Annotated in this window: 7 protein-coding genes; 3 read left to right on the top strand and 4 right to left on the bottom strand. The window is 63.4% G+C overall.

The genetic code is table 11. The features are described 5' to 3' along the window. Positions 1 to 89 precede the first annotated feature (89 nt). Positions 90 to 884 carry an alpha/beta fold hydrolase gene (locus IAE58_RS02140; RefSeq protein WP_199932989.1) on the top strand — a complete coding sequence of 265 codons (795 nt, stop codon included), beginning with the start codon at positions 90 to 92 and terminating at the stop codon, positions 882 to 884. Here the strand turns inward: IAE58_RS02140 and IAE58_RS02145 are convergent. The 4 genes from IAE58_RS02145 to IAE58_RS02160 are packed head-to-tail and all read right to left on the bottom strand — an operon-like array spanning position 872 to position 10,037. Beyond that, a complete protein-coding gene (locus IAE58_RS02145; RefSeq protein ID WP_199932988.1) occupies positions 872 to 1,630 on the bottom strand; it encodes a 4'-phosphopantetheinyl transferase superfamily protein in 759 nt (252 codons plus the stop codon). The genes IAE58_RS02140 and IAE58_RS02145 overlap by 13 nt on opposite strands. 1 nt (position 1,631) lies before the next feature. Then, complete coding sequence (locus IAE58_RS02150) at positions 1,632 to 6,980, bottom strand: non-ribosomal peptide synthetase (protein WP_199932987.1); 5,349 nt, start codon at positions 6,978 to 6,980, stop codon at positions 1,632 to 1,634. Continuing rightward, positions 6,977 to 7,774: a metallophosphoesterase gene (locus tag IAE58_RS02155; RefSeq protein ID WP_199932986.1), complete on the bottom strand. Its 798-nt coding sequence runs from the start codon at positions 7,772 to 7,774 to the stop codon at positions 6,977 to 6,979. Before IAE58_RS02155 ends, IAE58_RS02150 begins: the two co-directional genes overlap by 4 nt. Positions 7,775 to 7,805: 31 nt before the next feature. Further along, complete coding sequence (locus IAE58_RS02160; protein WP_199932985.1) at positions 7,806 to 10,037, bottom strand: TonB-dependent receptor; 2,232 nt, start codon at positions 10,035 to 10,037, stop codon at positions 7,806 to 7,808. A 372-nt stretch (positions 10,038 to 10,409) separates the two neighbouring features. Here IAE58_RS02160 and IAE58_RS02165 point away from each other — a divergent pair, with 372 nt between their 5' ends. Both IAE58_RS02165 and IAE58_RS02170 read left to right on the top strand, forming a co-directional pair. Continuing rightward, positions 10,410 to 12,881: a penicillin acylase family protein gene (locus IAE58_RS02165; protein WP_199932984.1), complete on the top strand. Its 2,472-nt coding sequence runs from the start codon at positions 10,410 to 10,412 to the stop codon at positions 12,879 to 12,881. Continuing rightward, complete coding sequence (locus IAE58_RS02170) at positions 12,878 to 14,554, top strand: cyclic peptide export ABC transporter (protein ID WP_199932983.1); 1,677 nt, start codon at positions 12,878 to 12,880, stop codon at positions 14,552 to 14,554. Before IAE58_RS02165 ends, IAE58_RS02170 begins: the two co-directional genes overlap by 4 nt. Positions 14,555 to 14,638 lie beyond the last annotated feature (84 nt).

Raw genomic sequence — 14,638 nt, forward strand, 5'->3', positions numbered from 1 at the left:
AGGACGCTGCCGGTCCGCATGTCGATGGATCCTAGCATGGCCTTCGCTTGCCTGGCATCGACCTGTACTATCGTCGTCCAGCTCCCTGCATGATACTCATCGCCGTGGCCTCTCCCTGGATCATCCATCGCCCGAATGCCGCGCGTCGGCTGCGCCTGTACTGCTTTGCCTACGCAGGTGGGCACGCCGGAGTTTTCGCACCCTGGCAGGCCTTGCTTGAACCCCACGTGGAAGTCTGTGGCATTCAACTGCCCGGACGCGGGGCGCGCATGCGCGAGCCCGCCGCAGCATCGTTCGATACTCTCATCACTGATATTGCCGGAGCTATTGCAGAGGCTGATGATGGGCGGCCTTTCGCCTTCTTTGGCCACAGCCTTGGCTCGCTGCTTGCATTCGAGGTGGCGCGAGGTGTCCGTCGCATGGGCCACCGACTTCCAATACACCTGTTCCTGTCCGGCAGTGAGCCAGCAGCGTACCGCTCGCCCGGGCCAGCGTTGCATCTGATGTCAGATGATGCACTTGTACGGGAGTTGGCTGCGTTCAATGGAACGCCCACGGAAGTGCTGGCCAACCGCGAAATGATGGTCCTGTTGTTGCCCATGCTGCGTGCCGACTTTGCCTTGGTGCACGGCTATCGCTATCAGTCGGCTTTGCCGCTGGATGTCCCGTTCAGTGTGCTTGCGGGCCGACGCGATGATCGCGGCAGCGGCATTGACGTGAGCCTATGGGGCGAGGAGAGCACGGTGGGGTCGGAGGTGCGTTGGTTCGAGGGTGACCACTTCTTCATCAACAGCCATCAACGTGAGGTCGTCGATTACGTTCGCGAACGCATGCTCGCCACCCTCGGCATGGCGGTGGGGGGGGCGGGTCACTACCATAGGTAGCTGGTGAACACTGCTGTGCGTTCCAGGCGCGATACACTGATCTGGCAGGTGTCGCCCTGCGAGAATCCGGCGCACAGGGGCTGGGTCAGCTGCAGATGCAAGCAGCCGGAACGCGCATCCCAGCGCCGGCAGCGCGCGGCTTCGAAGCCGAAGAACCGCCCGACGCTGGCATGGGCCGCCTTGAACAGGCTTTCCTTCGCGGAGAACAGGGCCGTCGCCAGCGCGGGGTAGCTCCATTGGTCGCATACCGCAGCCTGCAGCACTGCTGCCTCTTCGGCATCCATAGCGGTGGACCGCAGCGCTTCAAGCGTGCCTCCATCTACGATCATCTCGATGTCGATGCCAATTCCACGGTGTGGCGAGGCAGGCAGCGCGATCGCAGCGGCGTAGGGCCCCGCATGGGTAATGCTGCCGATGATGCCTTCCGGCCACAGCGGTTGGCGCATCGTCCCGATACCGACCTGGGTCAGCGCCGTGTGACCCAGCTGCATCAGCGCCAGACGCGCAGCGCTGCGGCCGTGGAAGAATTCGGCCTGGCGCTTGGGAACGCTGCGCGCGATGGTATCCGGGCAAGCGATGCCGGCAGCAGTGAATGCCGAGGGGACGAACTGCGCGGGGTCATATTCCACCAGATACAGTCGGTGCCCATTGGCCCCTGGAAGCGCGCGATGACGGATGCTCGCCGGCAACCCATCATCGCCATATGACCGAAGGCTGTCGTCGATGGTCCATGAGGCAGGGTGCATGTCAGGAAGGCTTCCGCGCCGCTACGCGGTTCTCTCTGGCATGACGGCGGGCATGTGCACGGTTGCCGGCCTGAAGGGCCGCATGGGCTGCAGCACCGTGCCGGGCTTCCGGCTGCAGCGCAGCGGCAAGCGCGCGGATGTTGGGATGATGGAACACATCTGCGATCCGCAGCCGTCGCGGGAGGGCGCGTTGGTTGGCGCGCACGACGAACTCGCTCAGCGCGGCCGAGTTGGCACCGAGCTCGAAGAAGCTGCGGTTGATGCTGATCAGCGACACCGGGATTCCCAGCAGTTCGGCCAGTATGCCTGCCAGCTGCTCCTGCAGCGGGGTCTCTACCGCCGCGTGGTGCCCTGATGTGGCCAACCCGAGGTCGAGACCACGCAGGGCAGCACGATCGATCTTTCCCAGCGCCGTTACCGGCAGCGCTTCCAGTGGAATGAACAGTGCGGGGATCATATAGTCCGGCAGCCGTGCGGCCAGATGGTTGCCAACCTTGGCCAGGAAGACGCTGTCGGTGCAGACGACGTAGGCCACCAGCATGGCATGCTCGGCCTGTCTGTGGGGAAGCACAACCGCGTCACGGACAGGTTCAAGCGAACGCAGCGCATGCTCGATCTCGCCAAGCTCGATGCGGTGGCCATAGAGATTCAGCTGGTCATCATTGCGTCCGATCACCACCAGGTTTCCGTCAGGACGGCGGTAGGCGAGATCCCCTGTCCGGTACAGGCGTGCGCCCACCGTGTCGGAGAACGGGTCGGGGATGAATTTCTCTGCGGTCAGCTGTGGGTCGAACAGATAGCCGCGCGCAAGCTGCGCGCCCGAAACGTGGATCTCACCGGGCATGCCCTCGGCCACCGGCTCCAGGAATGCGTCCAACAGGTACAGCCCGGTATTGGCCAGGGGCACCCCGATTGGTGTGGTCGAAGCGTCGGTGATATAGCCGGCGGGCACATCGAAGTAGGCGACATCCGAGCTTACTTCGGTGGACCCATAGAAGTAGGTCAGCTGCAAGCTGGGGCGCACCGCCTGCACCGTCGAGATCAGCCCGGGGTTGAGTGCGTCGGCACCGACGAACCAGCGGGTAAGCAGCGGCAGGTGCGCGAAGCGCGCAGCATCCTGGTCCAGGACCATGCGCAGTAGTGAAGGCGACGATGCGGTATGGGTGATGGCGTGATGCTCCAGGGCATCAAGCAGCATGTCTGCGCGATTCAGCGCCGCTGCCGTCAGGATGACCAGGGTCGCGCCGGCTGCCAGCGGGAAGATGATCTCACGCTCTGCCCGTACGAACCCCATTGGCGTGCTGTGCAGGACGCGATGACCCGCTTGCAGGCCGAAGTGCTTGATCATCCAATGCGTGCGGTTGGCGATGCCCCGGTGGACGCCGACCACACCCTTCGGCAGCCCCGTCGAGCCGGAGGTATGGATGACATAGGCCGCCGCATCAGGCGGGATTGGAAGATCGAGATTGCTGCCATCGTTGACGTGCCATCGTGCCGTGTCGCGCAGATCGAGCTGGGTCTCCGGCGTCATCCAGGTATCTGCGCTGGAGTTGACCAGAACCAGTGCCATCTGTGCGCTTTCGGCAATGAGTCTGCAGCGCTCCGGTGGCAGCGAGGGTTCCAGCATGACGCTGCACGCACCGGCCTTCAGTGCCGCCAGGAAGGCAACGGCCATGTCAGCGCCGCGTTGCAGGTACAGTCCGACCCGCGTTTCCTGCTGCACACCGCACGCCTGCATCCAGCGTGCAAGCTGGTTGGCGCGGGTGTTGAGGTCGGCATAGGTGAGAACATCGTCGTCTGCGATGACCGCAATCGCGTCTGGCGTACAGCGCGCATGCCGCTCGATCATCAGGTGCACGCAGGGTTCGAGGTCGAAGCTCACCGGAACGGCCGCAGAGTGAAGGATCAACGCCTGGCGTTCGGCCGGTGCGATCAAGGGCAGCGACCGCAGCGGAGCATGATCGTCGGCCAGGATGCTGCGCCAGAGCTGTTCATACATTGCCGCGAAGCGCTCGATCCTCGTCCTGTCGAAGATCTCGCGGTTGTAGTTGTAACGCGCATGCAGTCTGCCCTGGTACTCAAGGACGGTCAGCCCAAGGTCGGCCTGTGTGCTCCGGGTGGACAGCGGGCAGGTCGAGAACCGCAGCCCTGCCAGTTCAATCTGTGCGTTGTCGAGGTTGAGCAGGAATGGTGCGGCATCGGCGATCCCACCAGCCTGCTGGAAGGCGAAGCGGACGTTGGGTTGCAAGCTTGATGGCCAGCTGCTGGGTGTGGCGTTGCCACGCCCAGCGAGCGCGGAAGGCACCTGCTTCTGCTCGAGCATTTCCAGCACGCGTGCGCGGGTCTGTGTAACCAGCACGTCGATGGGCGCTTCTGGATCGACGTCGCAGGCGATGTGCTTGAGGTCTACGAAACATCCGACGACGTCTGCAAACTCCGGCACGGCGCGCTGCGAGACCGGAACGCCGATGATGAACGAGCTCTGCCCACTCAGCCGTTGCATCAACGCCTGCCATGCCACCAGCATTGCAGTGGACAGGGTGGTTTGCCATCCAGCGGCCATCCTGCGGATGCCTTGCGACAACGTTGCATCGAGGTGAACCGTCAGTTCATCGCCGTGGAAGCCGAAGTGCTTGGGTCTGGGGCGATCCGATGGCAGTGTGATGATGCCGGCATACGCGGCTGTAGCAGCACTGGCGGCGGCCACCAGTGCCTGCCCCGCTTCGCTGTGCAGCCAGCGCTCCTGCATCTGCAGGAAGTCGGTGTAGCATCGCGACGGCAGATCGTGGGCTGGCCGTGCGTGGATGATCTCCTCATACGAGCGGGCTAGGTCTGCAACGAGAATCTGCATCGACCAGGCATCGACTGCTATGTGGTGTACCACCAGATGCAGCACGCTCTCATCCGGGCCTGTGTTGTGTAGAAGATAGGCGTGGAATACGGCCTGATCCAGGGCAAGTTCGGCCGATGCCTGCGCGTGCAGGGCGGCTTCGATCTCCTCTGGAATCGATGGAAGCGCAACGACGGTCAAAGGCACGCCACCCGCGGCGCGCTGAACGGCTGACAGTCTCCCGTCCACCTCCTGATAGAGGGTGTCCAGGACTGGGTGCCGGGCGATCAAACGGGCCAGTGCCTTCCGCAGGACGTCGGGGTCCAGCTGGCCGGCTATCCGCAAGGGCAGGGAGATGTTGTAGGCGCGCGCTTCCGGCCGCAGCGCCTGCAGTTGCCAGATCGCCTGTTGCTGTGGCCCGATTGCTGGCCCGGCAGCCGGCGTGGCCGCCGGCAGCTCCACGACTGCACGCGGCAGCGCGTGTGCCTCCATGGTCTCCGCGCGGAACTGGCCCACGGTCATGCCATCAAGCAACCGGGCCATGCCGATATGAAGGTCGAACTGTGCGGACAAGCGGTGCTCAAGCTCGGCGGCTTGCAGCGAGTCCAGGCCATAAGCGGTGAGGGTGCGATCAGGTCGCAGCTGGGTCTGCGGCACCTGCAGGAGTTCAGCCAGAAGGTGCAGGGCACTGCTTGCATCGTTGGCAGGCGTCGACACCTGCGCTGCCTCGCCATCCCCGGCCGGGGATGCCGCAGGGCTTTCCGAGATGCCGGACGGGAAGCGGGCCAGCTCATCCAATGCATGCGACTCATGCAGCTGGCGGCAGGTGCTGCGGCGGATCTTGCCACTGGATGTCTTGGGGACCTGGGCCGGCTTGACCAGTGAAAGACAGTGCAGCCGAACCCCGAACTGTTCTGCAACGAGCTGGGAGACGTCACGCCACAATCCATAAGGATCGATCCGGCGCAAGGCGGTGCGCTCGACCTCCTGCACCAGCGTCAGCACCTCTTCGCCTTCGTGCTGTGTGCCGAAGCAGGCACCGCCACCGGTCCGCAGCTCGGCGAAGGCCTCCTGCACGGCAGCCTCGATATCCTGTGGATAGACGTTGCGGCCACGAACGATGACCAGGTCCTTGAGGCGACCGGTGACATAGATCTGGCCGTCGTGGATGAAGCCGAGATCGCCGGTACGCAGAAACGCGCGCGTGTCCCCCTTCGGATGTGCGTGGAAACTCTCCTGCGTCAGCGCCTCGCGCCCCCAGTACCCCTGGGCCACGCTGGTGCTGTGCAGCCAGATCTCGCCAACGGTGCCGCTTTCGCAGCGCAGGCCGGTGTCCGGATCGACAATGACGAGTGCGCCCTCGTCAGGGAGTTCACCGCTGCTGACCAGTTCCACTGCTGTCCCTGCATCGCTTCCATCGCCGCCGGTGGGCAGCACGCGGTGCCCGGCCAGCGCCTGGCGGTCGACCCATTGGGTGATCGCCCCCTGCTGGCACGCCGCGCCGGTGGCAAACAGCGTTGCCTCGGCCAGCCCATAGCAGGGGAACAGCGCCTGGCGGCGGAACCCGCATTCGGCGAAGGCGTGGCTGAAGCGCTGCAGCGTGGCGGCTGCGATCGGCTCGGCGCCGTTGAAGGCGACCCGCCAATGGCTCAGGTCCAGCCCGGCCTTGTCCTGCTGGCGTATCCGATCGACGCAGAGCCGATAGGCAAAGTCAGGGCCGCCGCTGGTCGTGGCACGGAACCTGGAGATCGTCTGCAGCCAACGCAGTGGATCCTGCAGGAAGGCATTGGGCGCCATCAGGATGGCTGTCGCACCGAGGAACAGAGGTTGGAGGATGTTCCCGATCAGCCCCATGTCGTGGTACTGCGGCAGCCAACCTGCAACAACCGTCGTGTCGTCATGGCCAAACTTACGTTGCATCAACCGCTGATTGCCCATCAGATTGGCGTGACTGACCATCACGCCCTTGGGGTCGCCGGTGGAGCCTGAGGTATATTGGAGAAAGGCCAGCGCCTCTGCAGGAATCGTGGGCAGCCTGGCGTGAGCGGCGCCCCGTCCGTCTTCGTGCAGAGCAGGCGTCACCACCACGGCCATGGATAGGTCCGGCTCGCACTGCAGCCAGCGGCTGACCGCGGCACGGTCCGCCCCGTCAGTGAGGATCATGGTGGCGCCAGCGTCGCTGGCGATGCGCGTCAATCGCTGCCAGTGCTCCTGGCGCGTGCCTGGCAGGTGGACAGGAACGGCAACCACCCCGGCGTACAGGCAGCCAATGAAGGCGCGGATGAATTCCAGCCCGGGTGGATACAGCAGTAATGCCGCTGCAGGCCTCCCCTCTGTACGCGACAGCAGGTGCGCGGCCACGTGGGTCGCGGCGTGGTGGAGCTGCTCATAACTCAGCGTAGACTCCTCCTCCTCTGGCCCCAGGAAGCGGAATGCGATCTTTCCCGGCCGGCTCGCCGCATGTGCCCGCGCGACATCGATAAGGGTGGCGGCGGCCACCGGGCTGGACAATGGGTTCATGTCGGAAGATCGCTTGGTTGCAGGGGAGCGTTGAAGGAGTGTTCCAGGATGCAGCGCATGCCCGCTTCCATCTCCTTGCGTTCGTTGGGGTAGCCCAGCGAACGGTTGATGTAACGGATGCCGTCGTGGACTACATCGGTATTGCGATGGCTATGGCCATAAACGTGGATATCCGGGCCCAGCATGCGGATCTGCGCCTCCAGCGCTGTGCTTCCCATCACCGGCAGCAGCAGCCGCGTCGTCAGGTTGTCTGCCGGCAACAGATCCACACGCGGAACAAAGTGCGAGAAGCTGATCACGGTTCGATTGCGGACACGCAGCGCCGATTCGTTCATGCCGAGGAAATGCGCGTTGATGCCATTGCCCGGCATGCCGGTTGGCCAGCGGCAGGCATGGAAATCCATCCAGCGTTCGCGCAGGGCCACGTCGGCCACACCGAAGCTGTCGTCATACCAGGAAAGCAGTGGCACAACGGAGATATCGCCCAGGTGCAAAGGGGACATCGAAACCCCGCATTCGGCACACGCTGCCTGCACCTGTGCGAACTTGCCAGTAGACAACAGGGCGGGTGCGTCGCGCAGCACCCACAGATCGTGGTTGCCCGGCACGAACAGCACGGTGCGGAACCGCCGGGTCAGCGTCGTCAGGCACCAGCGAAGCTGCGGCAGCTGGTCGGACAGGTCACCTGCCAGGATCAGTACGTCGTCCACATGATCCTGGCAGGACAGCGCCTCGAGCCATGCCCGGTTCTGGGCATGGTCGATGTGCAGGTCGGACAGCGCGAAAATCCTCATTCCCCTGGCCGCACCGGTCGTGAACGTGAGATCAGAGCTTGATTTCGAGTGTCGCCCGATACAGCAGCGCCGTTTTGCGGCGCCGCTCTATATCCGTCGAGCCGTTCGCGTCGAAGTAAGCGTTGCCTGAAACAATCGCCTGCTGCAGCAGGTTGCCCACGCTCACGCGCAGCTTGCTTTTCTTGCTGATGCTCCACAGTCCATAGACATCGAACTCCCGGCGAGGGGCACTGAACTTGGCCTGGTTCAGCGTATTACGAATGTAGCCGCCATTCTGGTAAGTGAAGCTTCCGCCGAGGGTCCAGTCGGTATTCACCTCGTAATCGGCTGCAAGCGTGGAACTGAGCTTTGCCTGATCCTGCAGCCGGTTGTCGGGCCCGGGTACGTCGTCAACACGTGACCAGTTGCGCGTCAGGTTGAAACGCACATCAATGGCCGGCGCATTTGGCAGAAGCGAACGCAGCGGGAACTTGCTGTCCATCTCAACGCCCCACGCATGCGCCTTGCCGCCGTTGTAAGGCGAGGACACCCAACGCCCATCGATCAGACGTGTCTCGTCACGGATCACGTCCTCGATGCGGCGGCCGTACACGCCCACGCTGTACATGGCAGTGTCGGTCCAGTAGTGCTCATAGGCCAGGTCCAGGCCAGTGGCCAGCTCCGGCTTCAGTGCCGGATTGCCACGCTGGTCAGGTTCCAGTGGGTTGTTGTTGGTGGAGGTGTAAGGACGCGGAATGAGCTGGGCGATGCGGGGCGAATTGTAGGTGCGGCTCAGTGCCAGGCGGATCTGGTCGTTGCGGGTGTTGGGCAGCTTCCATAGCGACTGAATGGACGGGGACAGCACCTGGTCGCTGTTGCGGATGCGGCTGAACGAACTGCCAGTGCTGATGGTCTTGAAGGACTCCCAGCGGGTCCCGAGATACAGCGACCACTGCTTGCTTACCTGCCATTCGTCCTGCGCATAGAATGCGATTCGGCTGATGCGGGCCTCGAAATCCAGGTCGCTGATGGCGCCGGTCACGCCAGGCAGGTCGGCCAGCCGCTGTACGCGACTCTCCTCACGGCGCTGAAGGCTTCCGTCCCAACCCAGCTCAAGCGAGTGGTCATCGAACAGGTCAATGGCGTACTTGCCGGTGGAGGTCACCCCGTGTTCGCGGATGCGTGCGGTGGTGTGGTCGTCCAGGTTCTGGCTGCCATCGGCGGCAAAACCACGCTCGAGGAAGCGATAGTCCTGGCGGTTGTTGTTGAGCCCCAGCTTGGTGGTGAGCCGGCTGCTGTTGTCGAAGGTGCGTGTCCAGTTCAGGTCGCCGCGCATGCGCAGGTCGTCAGTGTCGCTGTCCTGCAGGTAGCGCATATGGGTGACGGGGTCACCGACTTCCATCGAATACCCGATGTCTCCTTTCTTGCGGAACTCCGATGCATCAAGGAAGCCCTGCACGGACAGCGTGTCACCATTCTCGAAAGCGAGGCTCATGCTCGGCGACAGCGACAGCGTGTCGGTGGTGCCGGTGACGTGGATGTCGCCATCGCGAATGCGCAGCACGGCATCGTTGGCGTCGCGGTCGGTGTGGCGCTCGGTCTCGGTGACAAGGAAATCGCGCCGGCTCACGGTGCCATTGATCCCGTACGACAGATCGCCGCGCTGGTCGGAAAGCTGCCAGCTGGCGCTGGGCGAAAGACGGCCGCGCAGGCTGGCGAGGCTGAGCTTGAGGTCCTGGCTGCGCTTGCGGGTGCCCTTCTTCAGGATGATGTTGATCGTGCCCGCAATGGCCTCGGCGCGCTGATCGGCCGTCGCCGCGCGCTGGATCTCGATGCGCTCGATGCTGTCCGGGGAAATCGAGTCAAGCGAGAAGCCTTCGGGGGCGCGTTCGCCATTGAGCAGTATCTGGGTGTACCCATTTCCCATGCCGCGCAGGGTGATCGCGCCGGACCTGCCACCGGGGCCGACGCCTACGGTGACGCCGGGTAGGCGTTTGATACTTTCGGACAGTTCGGTGTCACCGAACTTCTGTAGATCTTCCTGTGTGACGACGAGGCGCGACACGGTGTCATCGCGACGGGCGTCATACCCGGCGGCGCCGAGCACGGTCATCGATTCCAGCGTGGTGACATTCTTTCCGTCGCCTGCGGTGGCGGAAGAGGCCTCATCTGCAGGAGAGGCAGCCGGTGCCGGATCCTGGGCGTATGCGTTCTGCAGTGACAGCAGCAGGGTTGCGTAAAGCGGAGAGCGCAGTGAAGCGCCAAGTACCAGAGATCTCAGCATGATAGGGCCGGGTAGTCAGACGGGTACTACTTGATCAGGTACTGCAGCGGTCTGCCGTATGCCCGATCAATCTCCTGACCGTTACAACATCCCTGCCTCCATCCAGAGGACTTTCCGCTGGATCATAGGGGAGAGGTTGGGTGGCATCAAGTGCACTCAGCCGGAGAGCGTGCTGAATGCGCGGACGGCACGGGCGTTGAGTTGTGATCACGTCACATCGAGAGTGTGAGCCGCCGCACTGACCAGCGCTTCTACGTCTTTGGATGACGTATGTGGCATCGCTGTGACGACGTTATCGGGTTGACTGCGACGTGCTGAAAGGCGCGTTGACGCTGCGCGAGGGGTTCTGATCTAATCCGGCGGAGTCTCCATATGGAAGTGGGAAACGAACGGATGCGTCACTCCCCTTTTGTCGGTCGATTGCTCCTTTGTGTGTTCGTTCCGCTTCTTGCAGCTGGTCTTTGTGCCGGATGGATGTTGAAGCGCAGCGTTCCGGGCATTCATGGGAGTGTGGAGGTGTCCGGCGTGCAGCGGCCGGTGCGCATCCAGCGCGACGATGACGGCGTTCCCTCGATCACGGCGGCCACGGATCACGATGCATTCTTCGCACTGGGTTACGTGCATGCGCAGGATCGCATGTGGCAGATGGACTACCGGCGCAGACTCGGTCGCGGAAGGCTGAGCGAAGTGCTTGGCGAGCGTGCATTGCAGAGCGACAAGCTGATGCGCACGCTGGGATTGGAGCAAGCCGCACGCCAGGCGCTGACCCATCTCACCGACGTTGAACGCGCGGGGCTTCGTGCCTACGCGGCGGGTGTAAACGCCTGGATTGCGGGAAACCACGAGCTTCCCGTGGAGTACCGCTACTTCGGTACACGACCGGAACGCTGGGAAGAAAGTGATTCACTGCTGATGGTGAAACTGCTTGCGCTCAGCCTCGGGGGAAACTACCGGCAGGAACTGGCCAACCAGGTGCTGGTGATGCACCTCGGTGCTGAACGTGCCTCGGAGCTGACCGGCCTGGACCTTCGTGAACCGGCGACGGCTGTGACCGGCGCGGGCGACCCAGCGGCTGACCCAATGGCCGGACTATGGCAGGCCACTGGCCGCATGGAGCGCGACGCGGGCCTGGGAGGAAAAGGGGTGGGCAGCAACGCCTGGGCGGTGGCTGGACGCTACACGGAAGGGGGCGTGCCGATGCTCGCCGGTGACCCGCACCTGCGCCGACAGCTGCCCACCACGTTCTACCTCGCCAAGCTGAAGGGCGATCGCATCGACGTGGTCGGCGCAACCTTGCCGGGCGTGCCGGTGGTGGTCTTCGGGCGCAACGCGAAGATCGCCTGGGCCGCTACCAATCTTGCCGCCGACGCGCAGGATCTCTATGCCGAACGCCTGTCCTTGGACAAGGAACAGTACGAGGCGGACGGCAGGTGGGTGCCGATCACATCGCGCGATGAGTGGATCCATGTCGCGGCCGAATTCCCGGCGGCGCTGCGGGAGCGCTACCCGCCAATCCGCTGGCGGGTGCGCTCCACGCGCAATGGGCCGCTGGTAAGTGACGCGGTCGCGGCTGGGGGCCGGGCGCTGGCACTGCGCTGGACGGCACTGGACCCCGATGATCGGAGTTATGGCGGCATTCTCGCCATCAACTACGCCGAGGACCTTCCTGCATTCCGCCACGCGCTGAGCGACTACGCCGCACCGGCACTCAACTTCGTCTACGCCGATCGCAGCGGTGATATCGCCATGCTTGCGGCCGGCCGCATTCCGGTACGCAATGCCGGAAATGGTCTCCTGCCGGCACCTGGCTGGGACGATAGTCATCGATGGTTGCGCTATCTGGAAGCGGCCGAACTGCCGGCGCAGATCAATCCCGTAAGTGGTCGGGTGGTGAGTGCCAACCAGCGCATTCACGACGCGGACTATCCTTGGCTGATTTCCAACAGTTGGCAGCCCGACTACCGTGCCCGACGCATCGAATCACTTCTTGCATCGCACACGTCCGATGGCCGCAAGCTGACCGCGGGCGACATGTCGGCCATGCAGATGGACGTCATGGAAACACAGGCTGCCGAGGCACTGCCATTGCTTGCACGCGCCGTCGGCCATACCCCGCTGCAGAAAGACCTGCTGAAGCGCCTGCACGACTGGGACCGGCGCATGTCAGAAGACAGCGTGGGCGCGGCGCTCTATCACGCATGGTCGCGCCATCTGATGCTGCGCATGACGGAGGCGCCACTGCGTCTGGATCTGGTTCACAGCGAACGGCTTGCGATTCTCAAGGAGCAGCGTGAGACATTCCGGCCAGAGCTGGTGCGGCGTATTGCAGGCGGTGAGCTGCAGCACTGGTGTGGAGGGTCGCAGCAGCGCTGTGCAGACATGGCGCTTGCGGCGCTGGATGATGCGGCCATCGAGCTGAGACGCCTGCGCGGCAGTGACGTTGATGACTGGACGTGGGGCAAGGTGCATCAGGTGAAGCTTCCGCACTCACCCTTCGACCAGTTCCCGCTGCTGGCGCGCCTGTTCGATCGACGCATTCCATCGGCGGGGGGGCGATACACGATCAACGTGTCAGTCGCCGACTACGACGACGAGCATGGCTACGATGGGGTATTGGGAGCCACGTATCGGCAGGTCATTCCGCTGGGCGATCCGGCCGCCAGCCTGTTCAGCCTGGACAGCGGTCAGTCCGGCAACATTGTCGACCGTCATTACGCCGATTTTGCACAGCGACACAGGACGGGGCCGGGCATTTCCATCGGCTCAACGACTGCAGACGGCGGCACGGACAGCATCTTGGTCCTGCGCCCGCGGAACGCCGAGTCGAAGGGGGCTGCGCAATGAAGCCAATCGAGCGCGCGGACCTGCATCGGGGGCAGTTCCATTTCCTGGCATCGCGATCGCCAAACCGCATCCTGGTGGCAGTGATGGCGGGCATTGCAGGGGGGATTGCCTACGCAGCCCTGGTGCCGCTTATCCTCCTTTCACTCGCCCCTGTCAGCCCCACGCTCTCGGAGTTCACCCAGGAAGTTGCCCCGGTGGTACTTGGATGGCAGGTCCAGCACTGGCGCTTCGCTGTGGCGTTCCTGCTGTTGTGCATCTTTGCCCTGCTGGCACGTGCCGCCTCGCAGATCCTGTTCGGCAACGTGGTCGATGCCGCTGCAGCACAGCTGCGTCTGTACCTGTCCGAACGCATCCGTCGCTTGCCGATCGCCGATCTTGAGGCCATTGGTCCGTCGCGGCTGCAGAGCGCGATTGTGCTGGATGTGGCAAGGATGGTGGACGCTGCGCCCAATCTCCCGGCAGTCCTGATCAATATCAGTACGATCCTCTGTGCACTGGCCTTCATCGCATTCCTGCATATCAAGGTGTTCTTGCTGGTGGTGGTGGTCATCGTGCTGGGCGTGGTGAGCTATCGTCTGCCGCTGATCCTGGGGCAGCGCAGTTTCGCCCGTGCCCGCGACCGCCGCGACGGGATACAGGAGAGCATCCGCGGGCAGCTGTATGGAGCAAAGGAGCTGCGACTCAATGCCGGCAAGTACCACGATTTCATGGAAAGGGGCATGCGCAGGCTTGAAGCAGAGGTCGTGCGCCTGTCCCGGCGTGGCAACATCATTTTCTACCTCGCACTGCAGTACGGAAACCTGATTGGCTTTCTGGCCATCGGCGTAGTGACTTATGTGGCGGCAGCGCGCTACGGACTGTCCAGCGAAGTGCTGCTGAGCGTGGTGATGGCGATGCTGTACATCATCGGCCCGATCAACGTGATCGTGAATGCAATCCCCGCGCTGGCACAGGGTACGGTCGCGCTGAACAAGCTCAATGAGCTGCTCGACCGCATGCCGGTGGAAGAACTTGATGAAAGTGGAATGGCTCTTCCCTGCGACGAACTCCAGTTGCGCGAGGTCAGCTACTCGTATGCAGACCGGGATGGATTCCGCGTTGGCCCGGTTTCGCTGACCCTGCGGCGCGGGCAGGTCACCTTCCTTGTCGGGGGTAACGGCTCGGGCAAGTCGACACTGGCCAAATTGATTACTGGGCACTATCGCCCCGTCTCCGGCCAGGTGTTGTTCGACCATGCCGTCATCGATGAAAGCAATCTGTTCAGGGCGCGGCAGAGTGTTTCGGCCATCTTCCTGGACTTTCATCTTTTCACCCATCTGTTCGGCGCGTCCGAACAGGCCGCGAGCAAGGCCGAGCACTATCTCCAACGACTGGGGCTGGCGCACAAGGTGACGCTGGACGACCAACGGTTCTCCACCATCGATCTTTCAGATGGCCAGCGAAAGCGCCTGGCGCTGCTGGTGGCATTTCTGGAACAGCGCGACATCTACGTCTTCGACGAGTGGGCAGCGGACCAGGATCCGGAGTTCAAGCACGTCTTCTATACCGAGCTGCTTCCTGAACTGCGTCGCCAGGGCAGGATCGTGGTGGTGATCAGCCACGATGACAGGTACTTCAACCAGGCAGATCAGCTGGTGCGGATGAGTAATGGCCAGGTGACTGGCATTCAGTGAACTAGGCCTGGCAGTACGCTGGGCATCTCCCTTTGGGCGCCGGATGTGCACGGACGTCCGCGACACGGAAGAAAGAGAGGGTTG

This window comes from Stenotrophomonas sp. S49 (assembly GCF_016624905.1).
In the GTDB taxonomy this organism is placed as follows: Bacteria; Pseudomonadota; Gammaproteobacteria; order Xanthomonadales; family Xanthomonadaceae; genus Stenotrophomonas.